Raw genomic sequence first — 26,817 nt, forward strand, 5'->3', positions numbered from 1 at the left:
GCTATTCAAAGTAAAAAGTAATTATATACTGGTCACTATATACCGGAAATCTTTGTTCTATTATTCAAACTTTAATATTCGGGAAGTAAGTCTGCCGTTTCCTTCTATTTCAATACGATCAGAGAACAGCCTCATGATTCCGTAAGCATTCTGAGATTCTGTTTCGATCATTCCTTCCAGCGTGATCATAGGAATACCCTTATAATGTACAAAATTTCCTTCATGATGATGTCCGGATATAACAGCACGTATATGTGGATGCTTTTCCATAACTGCTAATATTTCTCTGTTATTCAGAGCTTCAAATCCATTCTCCGGAAAAAGCGGATGGTGGGTAAAAATAATAATATCTCTGGAAGCAGCCTCAGCTTCAGCAAGCTGTTTCTGCAGCCATGACAACTGTGCGGTACTGATACCACCATTCCAGGGTGCCGCATTTTTTCTTTCCTGATTTTTCAGATTTGCATTCAGCCTGTTCCAGTCTTCAAAAGCAGCAGTTCCTTCCGTACTGGCATATTTAGAAAGTTCATTTGTATTGAGAATGATAAAAGTCCAGTTTCCAACATCCCATTTATAATAAGACGAGGGCATCCTGAACTGCAGAAACAAGCTGTCTTTATCCGGTGCGTCTACATAGTCATGATTTCCAAGCAAACCATACACAGGACTTTTCAATTTTTCTAACCGGGACATAACAGCAGGGAGGTCTTTAATTCCCTGATCAACAAAGTCACCCATAACCACAGAAAAATCCAATGAAGCTTTATTAAAAACAGAAACTGCCGTATCCAGCTTTAGAAGTGACTTCCTGTAATAGCGGGATCCACTAATCTCTTTTTCGGCATATTGCGGGTCTGCAATCAGACCAATTTGAACGGTCTTCTTAACGTGTTGTGCATCTGAATTGAAATACAAAACAGAAAATAAAAAACACAGGAGTAAAAATTTAAAATTCAGCATTTCTTTATTTTTCATCAGGTTAATTGGGATTGCTTTGCCAGACTTGTTTCCAATATTATGTATAAAATACAACAAAGCAACAATTCATCTATGCAAATGAGATTGTTGCTTTGTTTAAAGAATTCGCATCAATAGACTTCCTGAAGACTACATTACTTTCCCAGAAGAGCTTCCGCACTTACTTTACCAAAAGCATTTGCAGCCAAAGGACTATCGCCGGTTATCAATTTTCGGTCTACATGACAGGCACCGCTAATATCCGTATTCAGAATTTCAATTCCTAATGCTTCAAGTTTTTCTCCATAAAACCAGGGCATATCACCGGGAACATATCCAATTTCGGGAGTTTTAGTATCGATCTCATCCGGAAATGATTTGATCTGATAACCTTTGTATGGAAATTTCTCCGGAGACTCACCGTGGGAAGCCGCAAGCAAAGCCGCCGGGCCATGGCAGATCGCCAGCATAAATATATCCTTATCCAGAGACCAGTTGATTATCTTTTTTAAATCTTCATTTTCAGGCAAACCCAGCATAGCACCATGGCCACCGGGAATAAATACAGCTACATATTCCGTTGAGGTCTGCATGCCATCCGCTACAAACTGCTGGAGACTCTTTGGTTTGTCAAATTGATATTCATATTTAGCCAGAATTTCTTTGACTGCTTCATCTTCGGCAGGCATAGCCCACATTTCCAGTGCTACAGGCTTTCCGGTTGCGGTATAAATATCGGCTTCAAAGCCCGCAGCCTCCAGATGAAGCAAAGGAACCAATGTCTCTACAGGATGGTTTCCGGTAGAAAACTTTTTACCGTTTTTCATTTCCATATACCGCTCTTCAGTACATACAACCAATATTTTTTTATTTTTATTGCTGTTTGCATTTTTGTAAACCGCATGATCATAGTCGGTCTTAGATGTAACAAACATAGCTCTGGAAAATGCAGATGGCTCATAACCTGTCCCGTCAAAAACAGGATCTTTACTTAGTTCTTGTGTCATAGTTTATCGCTTTATTCTACACTTATAACAGCTATCTGATTCAATTGTGTTTCTCTTTTTTAAAATTCCTTAGCGTATGCCCTTCACGGATGTTCAGGGGTAAAAGATCATATTTCTTTATTTCAGATCTAAGCGCAGCGTATGTTTTCCGGCTTCCAGCGTTATGACATTCGCATTCCTGATGTTTTCAGGAGGGTAAAAGGTTGCTGATGAATTCGCCGGAATTTCGACATCATATAGTATAGTTTCACCATGGACAGCCCATGAGGATAGAATATCTCCGTAAGGAGAAGTATGCGTTACAGAAGATTGATTCAGACCTTTTGGAAATATAGGTTTTAACAGAATATGCTTAAATCCGGGTTGCTCCGGATCCGGTAATATACCTCCTATGGATTTAAAGAACCAGCCACCGATCTCTCCAAACATCATATGATTATCTGAAATATCTCTTTTGGCATTTAAATCCCAGTTTTCGAGTAAAGTAGTTGCTCCATTTACGATCCACCAGCCCCAGGAAGGATATGTATCCTGTACAGCTACTTTATAGGCCGTCTCGCCATAGCCGTTTTCCTTCAAGGCATTCAGCAAAGCCTTTGCACCTAATACACCTACATCCAGATGAAAATCTGTTTCTTCCACTTTCCGGTTTAAGTTGGATGCTACCTTTTCTTTTATATTTTCCGGAACCACACCCCAGTAAAGCGGAACACTTAATTCGGTCTGTGTTCCATTGGCGTAGATACCTTTGGAGGCATTTAAAAACTTACTATTGATGGCCGTTTTGATCTTTTGATACAGGGCTTCATATTTCTTTTGATCCTCTGTTTTCCCCAGCAACTTAGCTGCAGAAGCCAGTATAGTCGCATCCACAAAAAAGTAAACCGAAGACGTAAGCTCCAGGTTAGATTGTGATTTGACCGGCACCCAGTCCCCTCTTCCAAAAGTCGTCAGGCCACCGGGACTGATACTGTCCACATAATCCACATAACGTTTTATATGCGGATAACAATCCTCCAGCAATCGTACATCTCCGTAAAACATGTATGCCTCCCACGGAATAATAGCAATCGTACTCGTCCAGTCCAATCCGTTAGCAGTACCATATCCCCACCCTCCGGTAGGAATAATATCCGGCAGCACACCATCAGGCCGCTGCTCATCTCTGTGATCCGCCATCCACTTCTCATACACAGTGATGGCATCGAAATTATAAAATGCAGTTTCTATAGCCAGATGCCCGTCTCCGGTCCAGCCGTTCTTCTCTCTTTGCGGGCAATCCGTAGGATATCCCATCAGATTGGACAGGTAAGCATTATTAGTCGCTTTCCATAGATTGTTTACTAAAGATGAAGAGGTAGCCAACTCACCAACAGGACGTACATCACTATGCATAAAATAAGCCTTTAGCATGGATTCATCCATTACAATGGGTTCACTGCTATTTACTTCCACATAACGAAAACCTTTATAGGTAAATCTGGACATAAATTCATCTTCCTTTTTGCCACTGAGGGTTACAATATCCGTTTGAAAAGGTTCGGTCTTCTTATCCCCCAGATAATACACGTCAATATTAGACTGATCAAGTCTTCCGTCAGGATGTAAGCGCTCTCCATGCCGGATATGAAGAACAGTACCTTCCCGGCCGCTGATTTTTAATTGTGTGATTCCTGCCATATTCTGCCCCATATCGAATACATAGGTTTTTTCATCTATTTTACGAACGGATTGGGGTTTGTAAGATTTGACTAAGCGGATAGGTGCAATCTGTTGGGAGACGACAGTTGATGAAGGTGGATTCCTGAAGCGGACAGGCTGCCATGCGGAATCATCAAATCCGGACTTATCCCATTCCGGCATTTCCAGACGAGCATCATAATGCTCTCCGGTATAGATATTATTATAGGTAATCGGCCCGGAAGACGTTTTCCAGTTATTATCAGAAACAATAGTTTCTTCACTTCCGTCCATATAGACGATATGTAAGTCCATACAAAATGCCGGCCTGTCTCGCCATGGAGCCTTATGAAAATCCCAGACGGCTAAAGGCTGATGATTATACCAGCCATTACCCAATAGTATACCCACAGCATTTTTTCCGGAGCGAAGCTGAGCCGTCACATCCTCCACCACATACAGGGTACGTTTGTCAAAACGGGTATACATGGGATTCAGGTGCTGATCTCCGATCCTCTTCCCATTTACAGAAAGCTCATAGAGTCCGGCTACAGCCACATAAGCACGGGCAGATTTAATTGATTTTTGAATAGTGAATGTTCTCCTGAAATACGGCGCAGCCTTATAATGGATATCGTGATTGTCGCTAATCCATTTCCCTTTCCACCGCTCCGCTCCCATCATACCGGTCTCAAAAGATGCAATAGATGAGGTAGCGGGTATTCCGTCCTTATCCCAGACTCTTACTCTCCAAAAATATTTTGTCTGTGCTTTCAGAGCCGGTCCTGTGTATGAAACAAGCATATCAGAGACAGATTGCCTTCCACTGCTCCAACGGTCTCCTTTGCCAGCTGCTAATGCCAGAGAATCGCTGCTTACAAAGATTTGATAAGCGGATTGCTGCGCCCCTTTCCGTTTATCGTTTAGCTTCCAGCTAAACCGTGGCTTTGGCGTATCTATTCCTAAGGGATTTATCAGATGTTCACATTTCAGTTCAATGGGCGTACCATCTGTCTGTTCGCTGCTATAAACAATACTGTTCATACACAAAATAGCAATCAATAAAAATTCACGCATTTCTTATCATATTTTTCATAGTCTTGGCTCCTTCCGGATCAGCGAAAGCAAACAAGTTTGACAACAAAATAATAAGCTATTAAATTGTTTTAGTTGGTTCAGAAACGAATATATCAATTATTTTCAAGATATCGAAAAGGTTGACAAGGACTTATGGTTTGGGAAATTCAGTCCCTGTAAGTTACTGTGCCCTGACAAAAGAAAGATATGACAGGACGCAAAAAAAGCGAAGTCGGGACTTCGCTTTATTATAATATCTATTTCTCAAATTCAAAATCTTCTCTTTGATCTGTAAGCACATCATAGATTACATTTCCTTCTTCAATAATATAACAGATATCCATCTTATCTCCGCTATATCTTACATAAGCAATAAGATCCCGGTTATGGCCATCCAGACCTTCTTTACCCTTCCCATAATGTTGGTTGATAATATCTGTTTTCTTATAAATATAGAGAGAGTGTAATGTGTATTTTTTATTGGTAAGGGTCGCTTTTTTTTCTTCCGCTTTATGTTTCAATAGTTTGTACTCCTCCGGACGATACGAAAAGTCTCCTTCGGCATATAAATAATCGATACGATTTGTATTCCCTTCTTTTTCAAACTCATAGCCGGCAGACACTAATTCCTTAAGTTCAAAATCACCTTTTTTTTGAGCTACACAACCTGTGATTACAACGAATAGAAGCAAGATTTTTTTCATTCTCATATCGATTTATCAAAATATATTTTAAATATACATCTTTGGCTTTTACTTCCGGTATCCCGTTAACCCTTCATTAACCCTTTATTAACCAACTGTCCTGGATAAGATATTCATATTTGCGATACAATAAGTAAAAATAGAAACAATGAAAAATCTCACTCTTACAGCAATTACACTCTTGTTCACAGTACATGTATTTGCGCAAACATCAGCTACTGCAGAAGCAACAACTTCAAGTAGAACAAGTATTTCGACATCCGTTACGGACAAACAGTTTTCGCTTACTGCCAGCTTTGACACGGATAAAGAAAAGCAACTAAAAACATTGATAACCAACACACTGGGCAAGCCGGCAGAAAATAGCAAAACATCTGCAACATGGACTTCGTCAGATGGCTACACAGTCATCCTCAGATCACACCATCTCCTGATAGATGTAGATAAGACAAAGGTTTCTGAAGACATATACAGATCATTTGAACAACTTAAAACACAGATTCAATCTACTATCAATGCTCATTAAACAGGAGCATTGATAGTGGAAATTAATACAGCTTTATACGACTTCTTCTTTTGCTACCACATCTACTTTAGGAGGCATCAGTTTGTATACCACAGGTGTGACAATGCGGGATAGCAAAGTTGAGCTGATCAATCCCCCAATAATAACAATAGCTAAGGGAGAAATCAAAGGATTACTGGACAGAGCAATAGGCAGCAGTCCGCCGATGGCAGTCAGTGTCGTCAGAATAATAGGTAAAAATCTGATCTCACCGGCTTCTTCAATGGCATCATTCAGCGATTTTCCTTCTGACCGTAGCTGATTGATAAAATCAACCAGCAAGATGGTATTTTTAACCTCTATTCCTGCTAATGCCACTATTCCGATTGTCGCTACAAATGAAAGTGAATTACCTGTAAACAACAGCGCCAGCACAGCTCCAACTATACCTAAAGGAATCACAGAAAGCACAATCAAGGTACTCTTGAATGTTTTGAATTCTAGCACCAGTACAGCAATAAACATAAACAGGGTAACCAGAATAATACTACCAAAACCACCAAAAGACTGGTTTCGGCTTTCGATCTCCCCTCCCATTTCATAACTGTATCCTGCAGGTAACCTGAAGGCATCCATCTGCTGTTTGACATCCTGAATAACCTTATCATTCAAAAATCCCTTTTGTACAAAAGCATTTACAGATATCGTCCTTGTCTTATTATAATGATTAATACTCAAAGGTGAAGTTTCCAGTTGCAGCGAAGCGACCTGCATCAACGGAACAGATAGCCCCTGATTGTTATTGACATACAGATTGTCAAACACACTCAGGTCTGGGTAAGACGGATGACTGGTCGTCAGCAAGATACTGTAGTCATCTCCTTTCGAGTTAGGGTTCACATATTTACCCACATCGATACCCGCAACAGCCATACGTACAGTCCGGTCAATGTTAATAGTCGCAATACCTAATGCCTGAGCCTTTTCTTTATTAATATTAACTTTAATGTCTGATTTCAGATTTTTCAACGGATTATTGACATAGATTGTCCCTTCCGTTTGCAACAGCATATTTTCAATCTGTCCGCCCAGATTCCGAAGAGTATCCAGATTATCGCCCAACAGACGGACCTCTACAGGTGAGATAATAGGCTGTCCTTGTTCAAAATTCTTCACCTCTACCTTTGCCCCCGGATAAGGTGTCCATTTCTTCCGAAGCATTTCGATAATCTCCAGCTTACGGTCTGATTTGACATCAGGTTGCAGGAGCACAAATAGTTCAGAAAAATCTGTGCGTTCATTCTGAGGCAACACATTATAATAGATTCTTGGATTACCCTTTCCCACATTGGAAGCGAAATAACGTACTTCGGGTATATCCCGGAGTTCCTTTTCGATCTGTCTGGTGATGGAATCTGTATAATGCAGATTCGATTGCAAAGGCGTAGAAATATTGATTAAAAACTGTGGCTTTTCAGAAGCAGGAAATAAACTGAATCCTACTACCGGAATCAATGCAATTGACCCTCCGAAAATAATCAATGCAATCACAATCGTCAATACAGGTCTGGCGAGTGCTTTATCCAGTAATCGGGCATAAGAGCCATGGATAATCTTCTGTAGTGTACGTAGAAAAATATTGCCGTTCGCATCTGCATGTGGTTTTAACAGTTTACTTGACAGAAACGGAACTACCGTCAATGCAACCAGCATAGATGCAATCACGGAACAGATAACAGCTACCGGAAGGCTTCGTATAAATTCTCCCGAAGCTTCAGGAAGAAACATGAGAGGCATAAAAGCAATCACCAGTGTCGCTGTACAACCGATAACAGCCATACCGATTTGTTTAGTCGCTTTCAACGTAGCATCCAGACGGCTATGTCCGTCACGCATCCAGCGTTCTATATTTTCTACGACTACGATACTATCATCCACCAGTAGCCCCAAAGCGACCACCAGCCCTACAATACTCAACTGATTAAGACTGAAACCCAAAGCACTGATCATCACAATCCCGATAGCCAGAGATAGCGGAATAGACACCATGACCACCACAGATGCTCGTGTCCCCAAAGGCAGAAGTGTGACAATAACCAACAGGATCGCTATTACAAAATCTATCCCCAATCCACCCAGACGACTGTTTACATTATCTGCCTGATCAAATATAACCTGTTGATCAATATTGCCGGGCAAAGTCTTTTTGAACGTATCGATGACAGGCAGGTAAGCTTTTTGTGCTGCCGTAATATTGCCACCTGATTTTTGTGCTGCTACGACAAACAGACAACGGTATCCGTTCAAACGGGTAATATCCTTATCCTGTGAGTAATCGAAATAAACATTTGCCACATCTCTTAAAGCGACATTTTTGCCGTTACCACTAAAGACAACCGTATTTTTGATTTCATCTATATTCTGATAATTCCCACTCGTTTTTATATTGAATGATTTATTACCGGCATTGACACTTCCTCCCGGTATATTGGCAGCTTCACTTTGTATTGCATTAGCAATCAGTGTCACAGGAATATGCATCTGAGCCAGTTTTTCCAGATTAAGATCTACTCTGACCAACTGATCAGGCAGCCCCATAATTTCCACATTCTTAAGCGAAGGTATTTTTTCCAGTGCTGTCTGCAGATTTTCTGCCGCAGCCTTCATCTTATCTCTGGAGGCATTTTCGGATACCAGTGCGATCTGGAGTACATTGACATCCGAAGGAGACACCTGCTGTACCTCCATGCTGTATATTTCGGCAGGAAGATTTCCTCGTTCACTATTTACCTCACGAACCAGTTCCTGATATTTATCATCTACATTGACATTGTACTTGTATTCGACAAACAATACGGCGAGACCATCCCGAATAGTTGTCTTTATCGTCTTGATATTTTCCAGACCGTATATGCGCTTTTCGAGAGGTTTTACGACCAGTTCCTCCATATCCTTAGGGCTAGCTCCGGGATACACGACGACTACCGGATAATTGGGTGCATTCATATCCGGATCCTCAGATCTGGGCATAGTAAATATGGTAGAGATTCCCAGTGCCATGACCATTAATACCATGATCAGGGTAAACTGATAATTTTTGACAGCGTATTCTGATATTTTCATTGGATTCTATTTGTTTATCCTTCTTACTTCACAATTCTTATTTTTGAACCATCAGTGAGATAAGCACTGCCGGAAATAATCAATGCACGGGCATTTTCCAATCCTCCGCTGATATTGATTTTATCTTTCAACACTGCTCCCAGCTTTACTTTTACTTTTTTTGCTGTCTTCTCATCATCTGTCACAAACACATACCCTTCATTTTCACCGGCATCCAGAAGGGCATCGTATGGAATAGCATAGCTGCTGGTAGTCCTGGTAGGAATAATAGTAGCCTTTCCAAACAATCCGGCAGCCAATCCTTTTGTATTGGCATCATCCAGCGTGAGTTCTACGCCAAAGGTTCCGCTTTGCGGATCTATTCCTTCTGCTTTACGACTTACTTTTGCCTGCAAAACAGCTTGCGGAAGTGCGTCTGTAGTAATGTCCGCTCTGTCTCCGATCTTTAGTGACGCCCATTGCTCATCACTCAGACCGATCTTCAGTACCCATTTACTTTGATTTGCGCCATTGATCTGCAGAACTGGAGTTCCCGGCCCTACCACCTGACCATCGTTAGCTAGTTTTTTCAATACATATCCGTTGCTGGTTGCTCTGATTTCCGAATAATTCTGATTGAATTTGATTGCGTCCAATTGCTGCCTGGCAACCTGAAGAGCCGTTTTTGCGTTTTGCATTTGTTCCAGTGTCGCGACACTGTCCCGATACAGCTGACTCGCCCGGTCATGATCACGCTGAGCTTTCTGATAAGATAAAGTTACCTGTTGCACCTGCGCTGAGATTTCCGTCTGATTGACAGAAGCCAGTAACTGCCCTTTATGTACAGGATCTCCTTCTTTAACATATATTTTATTGATGATCCCTCCATTTTTGAACGAAAGGAAAGTTTCATCATTTGTTGTAAACTGTCCTGAAGACTGAATAGCATGATTTGCATCTTCCATCTGCAACATCATTATTTTTACAGGAATAGTATCCTGATCAGCCATAGTAGAGGTTTCTTTTTTGTGATTTCCACAGGCGCTGAAACTCAGTGCCACAAGCAATAGAACCGGATATGATATGTTCATTTTCATCTGTCTGAAATTTATGAATGGTGAGGAAATTAAGGTATTAAATAAGCGGCCGTTTCGCGTTCAAGATCTGCCATTGCAGATAACACGTTGTACCTGTTTATATTGACTAATAATTGTGCGGAGGTATACTGATTACGTGCATCAATAGTTTCGATGAATGTATTTGTACCTGCTTTGTACCCTTTCTCAATTAAGCGCTGATAGCTGGATGCCGCTTCAAATTGCTTCAAGGATGACTGATATTTCTGATAAACTGCTTTCAGATTATTCTGAGCAGTCCGGGTGGCTAAATTCAGCTGCTGAGTCACCAGATCGACCTGTAGTTCCGCATTACGAACATCCAGATTACTTTGTCGGACCTTTATATCATTTCTGCCTGCAGTGAATATCGGAATATCCAGTTGCAGCCCTAGCATATAGTAACGGGTATTGTTATTAAATTTAAATCCTTCAGACTGGGAACCCAAATCCACAAAAGCAGCCAGCTTGGGCACCGCATACTGCTTATTCATTTTCAGAGCCGTTCTGTTAATCTCTACAACCTGATCCAGAGCCTTTAATTCTTCTCTTTTCTCAGACAATGACAGGTCTGCAAGTAATGTACTTACCTTATCCAGTCCTGCTTTATTATCCGTATCGACATCAATATTAGTTTCCGCATTCCGGTTTAAGAGAAAATTAAAATACATCCGCGCATTCAGCACCTGTTGTTCAGCAGCGACCAATTGAGCATTAGCCTGTTCGACCTCACTTCTGGAGCGCAGCACATAAGCAGGCAATCCCTTTCCACCTTCCAATAATTTTTCGTTGACCCGTAGTCCTTCATTGGCAAGTTGCAAACCAGATTTGTAAATATCCACTGCCTGCAATGCACTTTGATAGTTATAATAAGCCGTTTTAATGTTTTTGACCAGATCCCGTTTATAAATCACCACTTCAAATTGCTGAAGCACCACCTGCTGCTCCGAGATACGCTTATTATACGTCAGATCCGTATTGATAATCGGCATAGTAGTCCGGATTTTAGCATCGTAGAAATTCTTTGGCAGGAAATTAATATTCTGATTCTCCATTACCGGAAACTGACTGGATTGCGTAAGCTGATTAAGTGTCGAATATATAGGATTCAACAGGTCACCCAACGGTAAAGGAATATTACGTCCGCCATCTGCAGTCTGATAGGCTCCCTGAAAAGCTACTGTGGGAAGAAAAAGACTCCTTGCTGTTTTCAAAGCATATTGCGCTTTTTCCAGCGAGACATCTTTTTGCTGCAAGACGATATTGTTCCTGAATGCTTCCGAAACATAGGTATCCAGTATTTCCTGTGCCTGCAACGGAATTGTTATGAAGCCTGACAGAAGCATGGAAAGGACTAATCTGCCGGTTTTAAAAAATTTCATAATTAACAGTGTTAATAGTTAACGTTTCAAACTTTCCAGAACCCGGATAAACCCTTCATACGTCTGGTTCATTACATTTTCTCCTTCTGCTACCGCAAGCTTGACTGATGCAACATGATCCAAGTGTCCCTGCAACTTAAGACTGCACAAGCCATGCATGAGCGACCACACATTCAACGCAAATGTATTGGCATCAAACTGTGTAAAGTATCCCGCAGACTGACAGTCTTCTACGGTACGTATGAGGGCCGCAAATGATTGCTCTCCCTCTTCCCAGCCTTCATCTACACAATTATTTCTGACAAATTCCAGAGGCTCTTTCTGAATAAACATCAGTTCATAAAAATCCGGATTGTTAAGTGCAAAACTCATATAAACTCTCCCCATAGCCTTCAATCGCTCAAAAGGCTCATGTACATACTGTAAAACCATAAACTGTGTCCCTAATAATTTAAAACCTTCCTGATGTAAGGCGTACATAATGTCCGTCTTATCCTTGTAATATAAATAGATCGTAGTCGGACTAAATTCTATCTTCTCTGCTATCTTACGTATAGAAGTAGCTTCATAACCATGTTTTAAAAACAGTTCCTTGGCAGCATCGAGGATGCGTTGACGCAGATCTTCTTTATGTTTCTCTTTTCTTTCCCTTATTCCCATATTAATATATTAACATGTCAAATATAATTAACACTGTTAATAAAAAGAAAAAATATTGAAATATTATTTTCAAAATAAATATGACACGTTATGAAATAAAAGCATAAAACATCAATAAAAGGCAATTAAAAGAGATTATAATTCAAGCATAACCATAGTTAACACTGTTCATTATTTTAAATTTCATATATATTTCATAAAATATTAGCACGAATGATCAGCTTTAGCATAATGTTTGATTAATAGTTCAGCACAACATTTACATTTTATTTCATGATCATTTTTCTATATATCTTATCCGTATTGTGGATTCTTACGGCCTTTATTCCCCTGATCCGCCATGACTACTGGACATTCCGTGTATTTGAATATCCTCGTCTGCAGAAATTAGTACTATCCTCCGCTACATTTGTATCCGTGATCGTATTATGTCCAGCTACTACCTTTAGAAATATTCTACTTGCAGTACTGGGACTCACTATCCTTTATCTTATAAAACAGATTCTGCCCTTCACTCCTCTCTCCGCTAAGCAGGTATTGAAAATAAAGGACAAAAGACCGGAACAGGATCTAAAAATTATGATTTCAAATGTATATGAAGACAACAACAATTATGAGGGTTGCATACGCGTCATCAAGGATACAGATGCGGATATGGTACTGTTGCTAGAAACCAGTCATGCCTGGGAGAAAGCATTACGCAGTATAGAAGAGAAGTATCCTTACTATGTCAAAGAGCCTATAGATAACACTTATGGAATGCTCTTATTCTCAAAATTTGAATTGCGGGATGCTGAAGTAAAATATCTGGTAGAGGATGATATTCCGTCTATACATACGAAGATCGTTTTGCAAAACGGACAGGAAGTACAAATCTATGCTTTACACCCTACCCCTCCGGTGCCGAATGAAAATCCGAGATCGACAGAACGGGATAAAGAATTACTGTTAGTTGCAGATATGGCGCGTAAATCCAAATTGCCGGTGATTGTATGCGGAGACCTGAATGATGTGGCCTGGAGTTATACAACAGAACTATTTTTAAAGATGAGTCAGTTATTAGATCCCAGAAGAGGCCGTTTCTTTATGAATACCTTTCATGCCCATTATCCGATTCTACGTTTCCCTCTGGATCATATCTTCTGTAGTACAGATTTCAAATTAGTATGCATGAAGAGATTACACAACTATGATTCAGATCATTTTCCAATATTCACACATCTTCAGTTTGAAAATTCGGCAAAATATCAGCAGGAAGCAATGGAGGTGGATCAGGAAGATATAGAAATGGCTCAGGAGAAAAAAGAAAAGTGCTGATCATACAGCACTTTTCTTTTAATATTCTATTCCCAAAACAGATTTCAACGGAATCAGTACACCGCTTTTGATCTGTAAATATTTATCAGTAACAGACCAAATTGTAGTCTCAATGCGCTTTGGCCCGTCTTCTGTTTGAAAGACAATTGTAGTTTTTGATTTAAATGCATTACCCAACCGCAGTGCTCCTTCTAATTTATCCTTCAACAATTCAGAATGATCTACAGGGGCAGGTATTATTTTATAATTTGGCAATTCTTCTTTTGCTATTAATTCTCCGATCATCATAATCAACAATTTTAAAATGTACACAGGAACCTTATGATACAAACGTCATTTTAGGCTTTTTTGTATCTTGTTAGCTAAATTTAGATATACTTTCACTTATAAACAACATCCGTTCGTATTTTTTCTTTTACATGACACTATTTTGAAACAGATTGGGTTTCTTTGACATTTACATTATTTTTATGCTCAAACAGGATTATGGAAAGACCGTCTATATACGAGAAAGAGTGGGAAGTGAATTTCACCCATTGCTATGCCTCAGGCTTGATTAAATACGCAGAGATGAGCAATATGCTTCAGATAACGGCCGGTGAACACGCTATTGCAGCCGGATTCGGTTTTTTTGAAATGGCCAGGAATAATCAGGCCTGGGTATTGAGCAGAATACGGATGGAGATTTCCAGACTACCCAAGTGGCTGGATAAAATTCATATTAAAACCTGGGTTCAGGAATTTGAGGGAGCGAGATCCATACGTAATTTTGAAATTTATGTTAAAGGAGAACGCTATCTGGCTGCAACAACCTATTGGGCAGTGATCAACACCCTGAAACGAGGCTCGGAAGATCTGGCAATTTCTACAGAAGGTTTTACCACCTATCCGGAGAGAACAGCAACTTCAAAACCTTTTTCCCGATTAAACCTTGCGACGGAAACAGAATTTATTAAAAATTATCAGGTTGTGCTGTCTGATCTGGACATCGTCAAGCATGTCAACAATGTAAAATATATGGACTGGTGTCTGGATACATTGAAACCGGAGCTGGTGCTGGAAAACAATATTCATTCTTTGGAGATGAATTATTTACGGGAACTCACCTACCACGATGTCGTCACGATTTCCAGTGCACACACCGATAAAGAGATCTTCTTTAAGGTAGAAAAGAATCCAAAGATCAATTTTCTGATGGCTATAGGGTTAAGATAAAAAAAGCGGACAGTTGTCCGCTTTTTTTATCTTCTGTTACAATGCCCAGGCGTGTTCTCCTTTTTTATAAGGATAATTACCGTCAAATTTTCCCGGAATTTTCACATAACGTAATGCTTTAGTAGCACCCAGTTCTGAAGTAAAGAAACCGGTAAGGGTCAATTGCTTAAACATCGTAAACCAGTGTGGAGGATCACTTTTTGGCACACGATACATTTCATTTTGTTTCAGTGCATCCTTCTCACGCTGAGCTTTTGTAGCCTCTGCCTGCTTAGCGTTATATTCACTGGCTTCTTTATCCAGGATATTGACAAATTTAGTCTGATCTTCCTTACTTAGTTCCTGAAATTTCTTACCAAATTCTTTCTTGGCACGATCATCAACGGTATTGATGCCGTCTAAGAATACCTTCTGCTCAGTATCTGCATAACAGTCTCTGATCATGACAGGTATAAACTCTCCTACACCTGCTTCCTTCGCTCCCGGTGTACTGGTTTTTGGTAAGATTGCTTCTGCCAGATCACCAAGAAAATTGACAGAATCCTTTTCAAAAAGCTTTGCTGTATCTTTTGAAGCTGAACGGGAACAGCCTTCCAAGAAAAGATTAGCGCCAATAACAGTTCCTCCCATCAACAGGGCAACACGCTGTAATGCTTCTCTTCTATTCATATCTTTATCGTTTTAAAACGTTAATTCTTAAATTGTATATTTGATATCCCAACCTGTACGGTAATTTCTTTTTACAAACTGGTTGACTTCATCAAAGTTAGTCACTTTCATTTGTTGATTATCCCACAGTAATTTCAGGTTTCTACCCGGATATTTATTATTAATACGCATATCTGCGCCACGAATAGCGAGATTAGCCATTAATAATGCTTCAGTAAGCGGGCCAGCGATCTCAAACGGTGAGCTCACCTCTTTTTTACCATAGCCGGCAATACATGCCTCTACCCACTGACCATAGTGACCTTCCGCACCACCTGCAACACGCGCATATTTTTGTGCTACATTTTCTTTACGTGAAGTTGGAAGTAAACGTGCATTCTGCCCGTAAGTATCTGCCAGAATTTTTCCTTTCGTACCTACTAATAAAATCCCATTACCACCGTCACCAAAGATTTCATTAGGACCTAATTCATCTGGTCTTGGAGGCTGTATACCACCATCCATCCAATGTAAGGTCACCGGACCAGCAGTACGATTACCTTTAGGGAAGGTTAGTGTTGCATGACTGGAAGGAGGACAACTTTCCGGGAAATATCCGCGTTTGAATTCATCTACATAGACTGTCCCTACGCTGGCTTGTACATCCTGCACATACGTTAACCCCAATGTACTGAAAGGTACTTCCAGTAAGTGACAACCCATATCACCTAATGCACCAGTCCCGTAGTCCCACCAGCCTCTCCAGTTGAAAGGAACTAATTTATCAATATAATCACGTTGAGGGGCAGTACCTAACCACAGATCCCAATCCAGCTCTTTAGGGATCTGACCTTTTTGTGTAGGCCATGGAATACCTGAAGGCCAAACTGGTCTGTCTGTCCAGCAATATACGGTATGTACATCACCGATAATACCGGCTTCATACCATTCCCGTACCTGACGCGGGCCATCGTTAGATGCTCCCTGATTACCCATCTGCGTGACTACTTTATATTTCTTAGCTGCATCGGTCAGCACTCTAGCTTCCCATACGTCATGTGTAAGAGGTTTCTGTACGTATACGTGCTTACCTAATTGCATAGCTGCAAGAGACTGGATCGCATGATTATGATCCGGAGTAGAGATAGAAACAGCATCTATATGCTTATGTTCCTTATCTAACATTTCGCGGTAATCTTTATAATATTTTGCTTTCGGAAATTTCTTAACCGTACCTGCCGCTCTTGTATCATCTACATCACACAAAAAAGCAATATCGGCTTTACCACTTGCGAAGAATGAATTAATATCACTTGCTCCCTTTCCGCCAACTCCGATTCCGGCTACCTGTAATTTATCACTTGGTGCAATAAATCCGGTACCGCCAAGTACATGGCGTGGTACAATCATAAAAGCGGCAGCTGCTGTCGCAGCCGACCTTATAAAATCTCTCCTTGAAGTACTACTGTTTTTATCCATAATTTATGAAGACGTTTGATTATAGGTTTCCTTTTTTCAGTTCACTGACCGCAAAATCAACAGCACGGGCTGTCAATGCCATATAAGTAAGTGAAGGGTTAATACATGCAGCTGAAGCCATTGCAGCTCCGTCTGTAACGAATACGTTCTTAGCATCCCATACCTGGTTGTGACCGTTCAATACAGAATTCTTAGGATCTGTACCCATACGGGCTGTACCCATCTCATGAATTCCCTGTCCTAAACCGTAAACGTTGTCATAAGTATATACATCTTTCACACCGATAGATTCCAACATCTCTTTCATCTCCTCCTGCATATCCTTACGCATTTTGATCTCATTATCTTTTATTTCCGCATCGATCGCCAGTACCGGTAAGCCCCATTTATCTTTAACATTTTTATCGAGGGTAACTTTATTTTCATGATAAGGAAGCATTTCACCGAAAGCTGTAAAGCCTACACTCCAGCCACCCGGTTCCAGAATCGCATCCTTCCAGGCTTCACCTACACTCATTTCAGCAACAGCTCCGGACCAACGTCCACGGCTCGCGCCACCCTGATACCCGAATCCACGGATATAATCACGTTTTTTAGTATCTCCGTCTACGTTTACAAATCGCGGAACGTATATACCATTAGGTCTTCTACCAAAAGTATAGCTTTCTTCATAACCTTCAACTGAACCTCCGGCTCCGCAACGGAAATGATGATCCATCAGATTGTGTCCCAACTGTCCGCTGCTACTTCCTAATCCACCTTCCCAAACATCCGTAGCGGAGTTCATCAATACCCATGTGGAGTTAAGCGCTGAAGCACATACAAAAATTACTTTTGCAAAGAACTCATAAGTCTTATTTGTCTCTGCATCAATTATCTCTACTCCTTTTGCTTTTTTAGTATTTTTATCGTAGATGATATTCTTCACGATAGAGAAAGGTCTCAATGTCAGGTTTCCAGTTTTCACAGCTGCCGGTAATGTTGCAGATTGTGTACTGAAATATGCACCGAAATTACAGCCCAGCCAGCATTGATTCTGGTATTGACAGTTAACACGTCCATGATGCGGAACGGTGATGTTTGCTGTTCTTCCCATGATAAAGTGTCTTTTACCTCCATACTGAGTTTTCAATCGTGCGGCAAGATCTTTTTCGACGATATTCATCTCCATTGCCGGCATAAAATCTCCGTCCGGCAATACGGCAAGACCGTCTCTGTTACCAGAGATTCCTGCAAATTTCTCTGCATAACTATACCATGGAGCGATCTCATTATAACGAATTGGCCAATCAGTACCATGACCATCTTTAAGGTTGGCTTCGAAATCCAGATCAGAGAAACGGTAACTTTGTCTTCCCCACATCAGCGAACGACCTCCGACATGGTACCCGCGGTACCAGTCAAATCTTTTCACCTCTGTATATGGACTTTCCTTCTCATTAACCCAGTAATCCAGGTTTTTTTCATTAAGAGGATAGTCACGACTAAGAACAGGATAATCTTTGACCATTTGTGTTGTACGACCTCCGCGATGTTCAAAATCCCATGGATTTTTATTGGGCGATGGATAATCTTTCACATGTTCGATATTACGACCACGTTCCAAGACAATTGTTTTAAGTCCTTTTTCCGTCAGTTCCTTTGCAGCCCAACCTCCGCTTATTCCTGATCCGATGACAATTGCGTCATATACATTATCTGCCATATCTCTTCTCTTTAATAGTTTATAATTTGTTTAAATAGTTTCTGTCTCTTTGGTGCTCTCTATCTTCTCATCTTTAAAGAAAATCAGGAATAATAAGAAAACAACAACTGCAATTCCGGCAGGAATCACCCATACTTTATTCCAGAATAAAGCAACATCCGTTGCTTTGATATCCATATACATATCACTTACATATCCTGCCACCCAGAACCCGATAAGCTGACCTACACCGTAGGTAGCTAATGTAATCAAGCCCTGAGCAGAACCTTTATATTTGGCACCAGCTTTATTATCAGTATAGATCTGTCCTGAAACAAAGAAAAAGTCGTAACAAATTCCGTGTAAAGCAATTCCTGTAATTAACATAAGGGTAAGGTCCCCCGCATTTCCGTAAGCAAACATAAGGTAGCGTGCAGCCCAGGCAAGCATGCCCACCAGAATAGTTTTCTTAAAACCAAAACGGGTAAAGAACACCGGAAGCAAAAGCAGAAACAGGACTTCAGAAATCTGACCTATAGTCATTTTTCCTGTAGGATTTTCCAGATTAATCTCACTTAGGAATTCGTTTGCATTCTTGTAATAAAATGCCAAAGGAATACAAATCAGTATAGAAGATATAAAGAACAGTAAGAAGTTTTTGTCTTTCAGCAGCTTGATGGCATCCAGCCCAAGAATCTGACCTATAGTAGCCTTTTCCGTCTGTTCAATTTTGATAGGTGGAGTCTTAGGAAGTGTAAAGCTAAATAAACCTAATACCAATGATGCAATACCTGCCATTAAGAATGTATTTTTCAACAAACCATCACCCGAATCCCATTTAAACAGATAACTGATCGCTAATCCAGCAAATATCCAACCCAAAGTTCCGAATATCCGGATAATTGAAAATTCCTTTTCCGGATTTTTCATCTGACGGAAAGAAACCGAATTGACTAAAGATAAAGTTGGCATATAAAGCAGCATATATCCCAGTACATACGGGTAAAATTCACTTACTGAAGTAGACTGATACATCTGATACATCAGAAAAGCACCCACAATATGAAGTACTCCCAGGATACGCTCTGCATTGAAAAAGCGATCCGCAATCATCCCTATAATAAATGGTGCAACTATAGCACCCCAGGACTGGGTAGAAAATACATTTGCACTTTCCAGACCTGTTGCATTCAGGCTCTTACTCAGGAAAGTCCCCAACGTAACAAACCATGCTCCCCAAATAAAAAATTCGAGAAACATCATGAAAGATAATTTTATTTTTATTCCTGTAGACATAGAGGTAGATGGTTTATGATATTACAATTATTGTGGTTTAAATATTTAGCAAGTTATAAAAAAAATCAAATTGTAAAAAATACACTATTAAAAAAGTTACACACTGAAACTATCTACTTCTCTATAGGCTGCCACAAGTGCCTCTTCTCCAGCTTTTCCGCCTTTGGACTTGCCGTGCTCCATCCCCATTACACCTCTGTAACCTTTTTTATATAAATGAGCAAACACGTTTTTATAGTTAATCTCACCTGTGGTAGGCTCTTTTCTTCCCGGATTATCTCCGATCTGTATATAGGCGATTTCATCCCAGCAGCGATCGATATTGACGATCAGATCACCTTCAGTGCGCTGCATATGGTAGATATCGTAAAGTATTTTGCAGGAAGGACTGTTAACGGCTTTACAAACGGCATAGGTCTCATGCGTTTGCTGAAGAAAAAGATCCGGGGTATCGCTCAAGGTTTCCAGTACCATTACCAGATTATGCGGTTCGAAGATTTCTGCTCCTTTTCGCATGGCTTGTACAATGTTGGCAAACTGATTTCCCCACGGAAGTTTACGCTCATAGAATCCGGGAACAACAGTAAGCCATTTGGCATTACAGCGCTTTGCAGCCTCTACGGAGCGTTGACATGTTTTCGCAAAGTGATCCAGAAATTCAGGTTTACCGGTAGCAAGTGAAGTCATCCAATTCTGACCGCCATCCACAACAAAAACGCCCATAGTCATACCCAACTTGGCCAGAAGATTACCTATTTTCTCCTGTTCTTCTACCGATCGTCCCAGATAACCGTTATCTTCAATGGCTCTAAATCCGAGATCATAAAAATACTGGATTTCATCCAAAAAGTTTTTACCTGCGGAATCCTGAAACATGCCCTGATGTGGCGCATAGTTCAGCTTAAACGTTTTACCTTTTTGTTCAGTAAAAAGATTTTGCTTTTTTTGTTCGGAGGCTTGTAGTGCATTGCCTGTAAGCGCTGCACCTGAAACTAAAGCAGCATTTCTAAGAAAATCACTTCTTTTCATAGCGATAAATTCGGAATTGGGTTTATGTCAAAAAGATTCTCAAAGCCTTTCGTGTGCTTTTCCAGAATATCTCCTTGCTGGTTATTGTATATAATATAAATATCTATATTTTTTATCTTATTTGCAAAAACAATTGCCTCATCAGGAGACATTGCCATAAAAATATTATCCAACGCATCTCCTTCCATAGCCGTCGGTGCATTTACAGTAACACTGACAATACTTGTTTCAAAAGAATAGCCGGTTTTAGGGTTAATATGATGGGTAATTTTGCGGTTTTTATCCATTAGAAACTTTTCGAAATTTCCGGCTGTAGTAATAGCTCCGCCAGATGGTACAATTACATCCTGTTTTAAACTCGTGTTCCCATTTGTTTTTACAGGACGCTCTATTCCAACTTTCAAACGCTCACCGTCAGGTTTTATGCCACTGATACGTAATTCTCCTCCCAGCTCTACAATAAAATTCTGAATACCTTGCTGCAACAGATAATCTGCGAGTACATCCACGGAATACCCTTGCGCAATGCCATTCAGATCAATAGAGACTTTCGGATTTTTCTTTAAGAGTCGTTTTCCCTTTACTTTGAGTTGGTTCATCCCCACATTCTTCAAAGCTGCTTTGATCTGCTCTTCATCAGGCAGTGCAGATATACGTGCCGGACCAAATCCCCACAATTGCACCAGAGGTGCGACAGTGATATCAAACTGTCCTTTTGAAAGTTTATAATAAGCAAATGACTTGTTCACCACCTTTTGCATATGGTGATCCATTTCGATTGCAGTTGTCTCCGGAAGATTGAATTTAGAAATAAGAGAGTTTTTATTATAGACAGACATTGAATTATCAATATCATTCAGCATGCTGTCTATTGCTGCTTTAGGCACCGTTTTTTCAGCATAATAAACAATATGATACGTCGTGCCCTGTGCTCTTCCATCAATCACATGACGGTCTGGTATTTTATTTGGCTGCCCGGCGTAAACGCACAGGCAACCAATAAAAAAGAATACTAAAGCCGTCCATGATCTTTTCATGAAAAACGTTAGATATAAAGGTTTGTATTCTGTCCCGGAACAGCCACAGGGTACAAACCATCTGCATTAGGCAATATCTTAGGATTTGCATCCCAGGCATACGTTGCAGGTTGAAGATCAACATTTGATTCCAGCGCTCTATCCCATTTGATTGTTTTTCCGGTATAACACGCAATACGACCGATAATACCTGTCAGTGTGCTGTAAGCACCATATTCAGCATTATCAAATTTATATTCTCCTTTTGCAATCGCTTCAAAGAGTTCTTTATGTTCTTGTTGATATGGATTCGGATTTCCTTTAGGATCGTGTCTGTAAATCTCTTTTCCATTTGCATCCCAAAGTACACCTTGTCCTCCTGCTGAAAGATAGGTACGCCCTTTAGTTGCCTGAAATGTTTCATCAACGCGATTAGAAATTCCTTCAAAGTGACGACACTGACTGTAAACCACAGAGTTATCATCATAAGTCAATTCCACAGCAAAGTTGTCATAGATTTCACCGTAATCTTTTCCTTTACGGAAAGCCTGACTTCCTGTACCTTGTATGGAGACCGGATATTTTCCTTTAATCCAGTTTGCAATATCAATATTATGTACGTGCTGTTCTACGATATGATCACCACACAACCAGTTGAAGTAATACCAGTTTCTCATCTGATATTCCATTTCTGTCATACCCGATTTACGGGGTCTTACCCATACACCTCCACTATTCCAATAGACCTGACCGGAGACCACATCTCCGATTGCGCCATCCTGAACACGCTTGATAACTTCTCTGTAATTGGTCTGATAACGGCGTTGTAAACCAACTACAACATTTAGCTTTTTACGTTTTGCTTCTGCAGCAGCTGCCAGTACACGACGAATTCCCGGAAGATCTGTTGCAACAGGCTTCTCCATAAATACGTGTTTCCCCTGTTTTACAGCTTCTTCAAAATGAATAGGGCGAAATCCCGGAGGAGTTGTCAGAATAACAACATCCGCATCTTTAATTGCAGACTTATAACCGTCAAAACCTACGTACTTACGGCTATTGGGAATATCTATTTTATCTTGAAATTTTTCTTTTAATGTACTGTATGTGCTATCCAGATTATCCTTAAAAGCATCTGCCATAGCTACCAATCTGATATTCTGTCCTGAAGCAAATGCATCAAATGCCGCTCCGGTTCCTCTCCCCCCGCAACCGATTAAAGCGACCTTAATTACATCACTACCCGCAGCAAAAACAGCTGAAACAGGCATTGAACTTAAGGCTGCCGTACCCGCTACAGCTGCTCCTGCTTTTAAAAAATCTCTACGCAGAAAATTACTTTCCATTTTTATTAAGTTTATTAGGTTTAAAAAGTTATATAAAATTTAAAAATCTTTGATCGGAGCTTTATCATAATAAGCCATGATCTCTTCATGTGTCGGAGCTGTCTGAGGACGTACCAGACGCAAACCTATAAAAGGTGCTTCCGGAAACCACCAGTTTGATTTTGGAATTTGCGGATCAAGTTGTTTCCAGATTGGATCCGATGCCATTCTGTTTGCTGATCTCAGATCTTTTGCTTCGCTGTCAAATGCACCCCCGCGTACACTGTGCGGATAAAGTTTAGTAGGAATATTTACAGGGTTATCTGCTGTTTTGCCGGCAAATTGCTTGTAAAAAGACTCATCATACTGATCGTACGTCCATTCAGCTACATTTCCCAAAATATCATAAAGTCCCCATTTATTTGGTTTTTTCAAGCCGACTTTTTGTGTCTGCGCATCACTGTTTGTTTTATACCAGGCATATTCATCCAGTTTAGAGGCATCATTTCCAAAGAAATATTCGTCCTGACTTCCGGCTCTGCTGGCATATTCCCATTCTGCTTCTGTTGGTAATCTAAAAAACACACCGGTTCTGACATACAACCATTTACAAAATTGAATTGCATTATAATGTGTCATTGCCAATGCTGGATGTCCCTCTTTTCCCATTCCAAATGTCATATCGAGATAAGGCTTGGTCGGTCTGGTCACTGCATCTACAGAAGCACTAACCTGCCCGTCCACAGACTGTGTCACTTCATAATCTTTATATACAAAAGGTTCGTAAAGATCCCAGGTCACTTCATAAGTACTCATCCAGAAAGGATTGATTTTGACCTCATGTACAGGCTTCTCGTCCTCTTTACCGGTATTACTTCCCTGCTTAAATGTCCCGCCCGGAATCGCTTCCATTGTGAAACTCAGCTTGGTACCTTTGATATCCTGTGTGTATTTTTGAAAATTTGATTGTGCCTGTCCGTAATGAACGCAGGCGAATAGGCAGAATGATAGTATTAATCGCATATAATCAGTTAGACTCCTCGGTTTAAATTTTCCTGAAAATAACTATATCTTTTTCAGGAAGACTAAAGTTACACTAATTGTACAAAATACACATATCAACGAAATAACAAATCTGTTACAGATAAGCAAATCGTTTAGAAATGAAGAAAATAATGGATGACGGCAGACCAGATTCCGGCCGTGAGCAAAGCAATAAGAATACTATAACCTATGATAATATTTGCAATTTTACTATTCAACCGAAACTGCTCGATCACAATGCTGGTCGAAACCAAAGTAGGCATAGCCATTTCAAATATGGTAACAGCCCCTATCTCTTTTTTCGCTCCGATGAGCAGCACAAATATCAGCACTAAAGCCGGCGCAATAAGTAATTTGTAAAACAGGGAAAAGGAAATCTGGGAAATCTGCTTTTTCCATCCTTTAAACTGCAGTTGTAAACCTACAGAGAATAAGGCCAATGGAGATACAGTAGCTCCCAATTTATCAAAAACAGGCTCCATAGCCGTCAGATCAACAAAGCGAGGTAATATCAAGGCTGCGATACAGCCCAAAAATGGCGGAAATGTAAATAAACGTTTTGCGATATACCCGAGATTAAGCTTAGCTGCAGGATCAGCACTTCCTTTTGTCGCCAGATAAACTCCAAGCGTGGAAAGCAAAAAGAAAGTAGCCTGATCACAGATAATAGCAATACTCATATATTCCTCTCCGTAAAAAGCAGCAACTAAGGGAAATCCGACAAAAGAGGTATTGCTAAATCCTGAAACCATCGTAAGCGTACTCTCCGTACGGCTGCTGTAATGCTTTCGCCAGCAATAAATCCGAAAAAAGAGCATGCTGCCCAGCAACACGACAAGCGGACTCAGTACAGGAACTATAAGATCCGTGTTCCAATCGATATGAGGCAGGTATTTGAAAGAGACAGCAGGAAGTGCAAAATACAGAATCCAGGTATTAATCCCTTTATGTGCCTCAGGATGTATACGTTTTGTTTGTTTCAGTATATATCCCGCAGCAATGCATATAATGATTAAAATAAAGTTGGCCACCCGTGTAGAATTTAATACGCTAACAAAGGTAAATTTTTCAGGCAAACATTATTATAGTCTTTTGAATAATGCTATAATGAATACAAAAAAGATCGTTTCATTTTTTTGACAGCTGTCTATTGGAATTGCATCCGGAAGCAATTTATCTAAGTTTATGGCAAAACCCTGACCAAAAAACACTTTCTATCAAAAGTTTCTTTCAGGGAAAATACATATTTTTGCATTTTCCTTAACTATACGGACAGGTTTAATCATTCTATATTGAAAAATTTTAACTTATTTACTTTAGTTCTTTTATTAGTTTTTATGCATGGCATTTGCGAAGCACAATCCAGCCTGCTGTGGACTACACAGGACAGCATCGCACCTGCTCGTCGCAAAAATCCGTTAATTATAGAAATTGAAGCCGAAAACGGGGGTATCATTGCCTCAAAGGATATTAAACAAGTCACTTTTGAAGATGCTTATTATAATGGTGTCAATCTGCGCGTAGGATGGCAAACGCAACGATCCAAAGATATTTACCATCAACTCTATAACTATCCGATATATGGAGTGGGATTGTACTCCAGCACTTTCAATACCAATATTATTGGCAGCCCCTATGCACTCTACGGATTTGTCATTGTCCCTATACATCCTAAAAACGACAAGAGATGGACCTATGAATACCGGATTGCGTTGGGTTTGTCCGGCAACTTTAAGCCCTATAATGAGGAGACCAATCCACTAAATTTAGTTATCGGAACAAAAAATAATGTTTTTATAGATTTTGGTTTTCGTGCCAAATATAAATTTCATAAAAATTTCGATGTTGGTGTCGGAGCGGCATTTCACCACTTTTCAAACGGCGCTATGCGTCTGCCAAATAAAGGTGTGAACCTATTACCGCTGACCGCTTCACTCACTTATACGCCTAATTCCGAGTCTGCAGATTACAGCCGTGCAGAAGTCCCTCCGTTTGAACAGACTTGGCTATATCACATCAACATAGCCGGAGGATTCAAACAAATTGACAGACAGATTGATAAGCGGTATCACAAAGCCACATTAAGTGCTTATATGAGTCGCCACGTATCTTATAAATGGAGATTCGGAGGCGGCTTTGATTTCTTTTACTCTGCATCCGGAAATGCTGAAGAAATTGCGGGCAGTGAAAAAGGTAAGTTTAGCGCCCTGTTCTCCGGAGGTCCGGCATTTTATATGGCGCATGTACTGAATGAACGTTTGGTATTGAATGGAAATATCGGATATTATCTGCATAAAAATGATTTCAACGGAGAAATCGAAAACTTTTATCTGAGAGCAGGAGCCCGCTATTATGTGTACAAAAACATAAATGCCGGTGTGTCTATTAAGGCACATATGGGTAAAGCAGATTATATTGAGTGGACTGCAGGATATACATTTGGTAAAAAACACTAAAGACCAATTTATCTGCCACTATATTGCCGGTGAGGACACCGGCAAACGCTTTTACACATTCCTTTATCTGGCGCAAGCGTCCGCTTGTGCCCTCTATCTAAGATACTGCAACAAAAATA

22 protein-coding genes are annotated in these 26,817 nt (G+C 40.3%); 4 read left to right on the forward strand and 18 right to left on the reverse strand.

The genetic code is table 11. The annotated features are described in order from the left end of the window. Window positions 1-60: 60 nt before the first annotated feature. From B4B65_RS15455 to B4B65_RS15470, 4 genes are all read right to left on the reverse strand, one after another. Window positions 61-975: a metallophosphoesterase gene (locus tag B4B65_RS15455; RefSeq protein ID WP_293916613.1), complete on the reverse strand. Its 915-nt coding sequence runs from the start codon at window positions 973-975 to the stop codon at window positions 61-63. A gap of 137 nt (window positions 976-1,112) precedes the next feature. Next, the gene (gene hchA, locus B4B65_RS15460; RefSeq protein ID WP_293916615.1) at window positions 1,113-1,964 is read right to left on the reverse strand and encodes a glyoxalase III HchA; all 852 of its coding nucleotides are present in this window, start codon (window positions 1,962-1,964) and stop codon (window positions 1,113-1,115) included. A gap of 117 nt (window positions 1,965-2,081) precedes the next feature. Further along, on the reverse strand, window positions 2,082-4,688 hold the full coding sequence (locus B4B65_RS15465) for an alpha-L-rhamnosidase (protein ID WP_293916617.1): 2,607 nt from the start codon (window positions 4,686-4,688) through the stop codon (window positions 2,082-2,084). Between the two features lie 290 nt (window positions 4,689-4,978). Then, window positions 4,979-5,425: a hypothetical protein gene (locus B4B65_RS15470; RefSeq protein WP_293916619.1), complete on the reverse strand. Its 447-nt coding sequence runs from the start codon at window positions 5,423-5,425 to the stop codon at window positions 4,979-4,981. A 148-nt stretch (window positions 5,426-5,573) separates the two neighbouring features. Here B4B65_RS15470 and B4B65_RS15475 point away from each other — a divergent pair, with 148 nt between their 5' ends. Further along, window positions 5,574-5,951 carry a hypothetical protein gene (locus B4B65_RS15475; protein ID WP_293916621.1) on the forward strand — a complete coding sequence of 126 codons (378 nt, stop codon included), beginning with the start codon at window positions 5,574-5,576 and terminating at the stop codon, window positions 5,949-5,951. A 33-nt stretch (window positions 5,952-5,984) separates the two neighbouring features. Here the strand turns inward: B4B65_RS15475 and B4B65_RS15480 are convergent, their stop codons facing one another. Genes B4B65_RS15480 through B4B65_RS15495 form a run of 4 tightly spaced genes read right to left on the reverse strand, consistent with a single transcriptional unit; the run spans window position 5,985 to window position 12,189 of the window. Beyond that, window positions 5,985-9,053, reverse strand: a complete 3,069-nt coding sequence (locus B4B65_RS15480; protein ID WP_293916623.1) for an efflux RND transporter permease subunit — start codon at window positions 9,051-9,053, stop codon at window positions 5,985-5,987. A 23-nt stretch (window positions 9,054-9,076) separates the two neighbouring features. Beyond that, window positions 9,077-10,123, reverse strand: a complete 1,047-nt coding sequence (locus tag B4B65_RS15485) for an efflux RND transporter periplasmic adaptor subunit (protein WP_293916626.1) — start codon at window positions 10,121-10,123, stop codon at window positions 9,077-9,079. Between the two features lie 35 nt (window positions 10,124-10,158). Beyond that, window positions 10,159-11,529: a TolC family protein gene (locus tag B4B65_RS15490; RefSeq protein WP_293916628.1), complete on the reverse strand. Its 1,371-nt coding sequence runs from the start codon at window positions 11,527-11,529 to the stop codon at window positions 10,159-10,161. A gap of 18 nt (window positions 11,530-11,547) precedes the next feature. Further along, entirely contained in the window at window positions 11,548-12,189 is a 642-nt protein-coding gene (locus B4B65_RS15495; RefSeq protein WP_201679850.1) for a TetR/AcrR family transcriptional regulator, read from the reverse strand. A 273-nt stretch (window positions 12,190-12,462) separates the two neighbouring features. Between B4B65_RS15495 and B4B65_RS15500 the strand changes: the two genes are divergently transcribed. Next, window positions 12,463-13,506, forward strand: coding sequence for an endonuclease/exonuclease/phosphatase family protein (locus tag B4B65_RS15500; protein ID WP_201679851.1), 1,044 nt, complete (start codon window positions 12,463-12,465; stop codon window positions 13,504-13,506). A gap of 18 nt (window positions 13,507-13,524) precedes the next feature. On the opposite strand, the gene B4B65_RS15505 is transcribed toward B4B65_RS15500, so the two are convergent. After that, the gene (locus B4B65_RS15505) at window positions 13,525-13,794 is read right to left on the reverse strand and encodes a hypothetical protein (protein ID WP_002993992.1); all 270 of its coding nucleotides are present in this window, start codon (window positions 13,792-13,794) and stop codon (window positions 13,525-13,527) included. A 198-nt stretch (window positions 13,795-13,992) separates the two neighbouring features. Here B4B65_RS15505 and B4B65_RS15510 point away from each other — a divergent pair, with 198 nt between their 5' ends. Next, on the forward strand, window positions 13,993-14,721 hold the full coding sequence (locus B4B65_RS15510; protein WP_293916633.1) for an acyl-[acyl-carrier-protein] thioesterase: 729 nt from the start codon (window positions 13,993-13,995) through the stop codon (window positions 14,719-14,721). A 36-nt stretch (window positions 14,722-14,757) separates the two neighbouring features. Here the strand turns inward: B4B65_RS15510 and B4B65_RS15515 are convergent, their stop codons facing one another. The 9 genes from B4B65_RS15515 to B4B65_RS15555 form a co-directional block, all read right to left on the reverse strand. Next, window positions 14,758-15,390 (reverse strand): gluconate 2-dehydrogenase subunit 3 family protein, encoded by a 633-nt coding sequence (locus B4B65_RS15515; protein ID WP_002993990.1) that lies wholly within the window; start codon window positions 15,388-15,390, stop codon window positions 14,758-14,760. 27 nt (window positions 15,391-15,417) lie between these two features. Next, window positions 15,418-16,848, reverse strand: a complete 1,431-nt coding sequence (locus tag B4B65_RS15520) for a Gfo/Idh/MocA family protein (protein WP_201679853.1) — start codon at window positions 16,846-16,848, stop codon at window positions 15,418-15,420. 19 nt (window positions 16,849-16,867) lie between these two features. Next, window positions 16,868-18,553 carry a GMC oxidoreductase gene (locus B4B65_RS15525; RefSeq protein ID WP_201679854.1) on the reverse strand — a complete coding sequence of 562 codons (1,686 nt, stop codon included), beginning with the start codon at window positions 18,551-18,553 and terminating at the stop codon, window positions 16,868-16,870. A 30-nt stretch (window positions 18,554-18,583) separates the two neighbouring features. After that, window positions 18,584-19,828, reverse strand: a complete 1,245-nt coding sequence (locus tag B4B65_RS15530) for a nucleoside permease (RefSeq protein WP_293916638.1) — start codon at window positions 19,826-19,828, stop codon at window positions 18,584-18,586. Window positions 19,829-19,924: 96 nt separating this feature from the next. After that, the gene (locus B4B65_RS15535; RefSeq protein WP_293916639.1) at window positions 19,925-20,857 is read right to left on the reverse strand and encodes a hydroxypyruvate isomerase family protein; all 933 of its coding nucleotides are present in this window, start codon (window positions 20,855-20,857) and stop codon (window positions 19,925-19,927) included. Beyond that, window positions 20,854-21,894, reverse strand: a complete 1,041-nt coding sequence (locus B4B65_RS15540; protein WP_293916642.1) for an FAD:protein FMN transferase — start codon at window positions 21,892-21,894, stop codon at window positions 20,854-20,856. Before B4B65_RS15540 ends, B4B65_RS15535 begins: the two co-directional genes overlap by 4 nt. A gap of 8 nt (window positions 21,895-21,902) precedes the next feature. Beyond that, entirely contained in the window at window positions 21,903-23,219 is a 1,317-nt protein-coding gene (locus tag B4B65_RS15545) for a Gfo/Idh/MocA family protein (RefSeq protein WP_293916643.1), read from the reverse strand. Window positions 23,220-23,258: 39 nt separating this feature from the next. Beyond that, complete coding sequence (locus B4B65_RS15550; protein ID WP_201679859.1) at window positions 23,259-24,221, reverse strand: formylglycine-generating enzyme family protein; 963 nt, start codon at window positions 24,219-24,221, stop codon at window positions 23,259-23,261. Between the two features lie 134 nt (window positions 24,222-24,355). Further along, on the reverse strand, window positions 24,356-25,273 hold the full coding sequence (locus tag B4B65_RS15555; RefSeq protein ID WP_293916646.1) for an AEC family transporter: 918 nt from the start codon (window positions 25,271-25,273) through the stop codon (window positions 24,356-24,358). 306 nt (window positions 25,274-25,579) lie between these two features. Here B4B65_RS15555 and B4B65_RS15560 point away from each other — a divergent pair, with 306 nt between their 5' ends. After that, window positions 25,580-26,698, forward strand: a complete 1,119-nt coding sequence (locus tag B4B65_RS15560) for an acyloxyacyl hydrolase (RefSeq protein ID WP_201679861.1) — start codon at window positions 25,580-25,582, stop codon at window positions 26,696-26,698. Window positions 26,699-26,817: the final 119 nt, after the last annotated feature.

The sequence above is a fragment of the Sphingobacterium sp. UBA5789 genome (assembly GCF_002418355.1).
Lineage (GTDB): Bacteria > Bacteroidota > Bacteroidia > Sphingobacteriales > Sphingobacteriaceae > Sphingobacterium.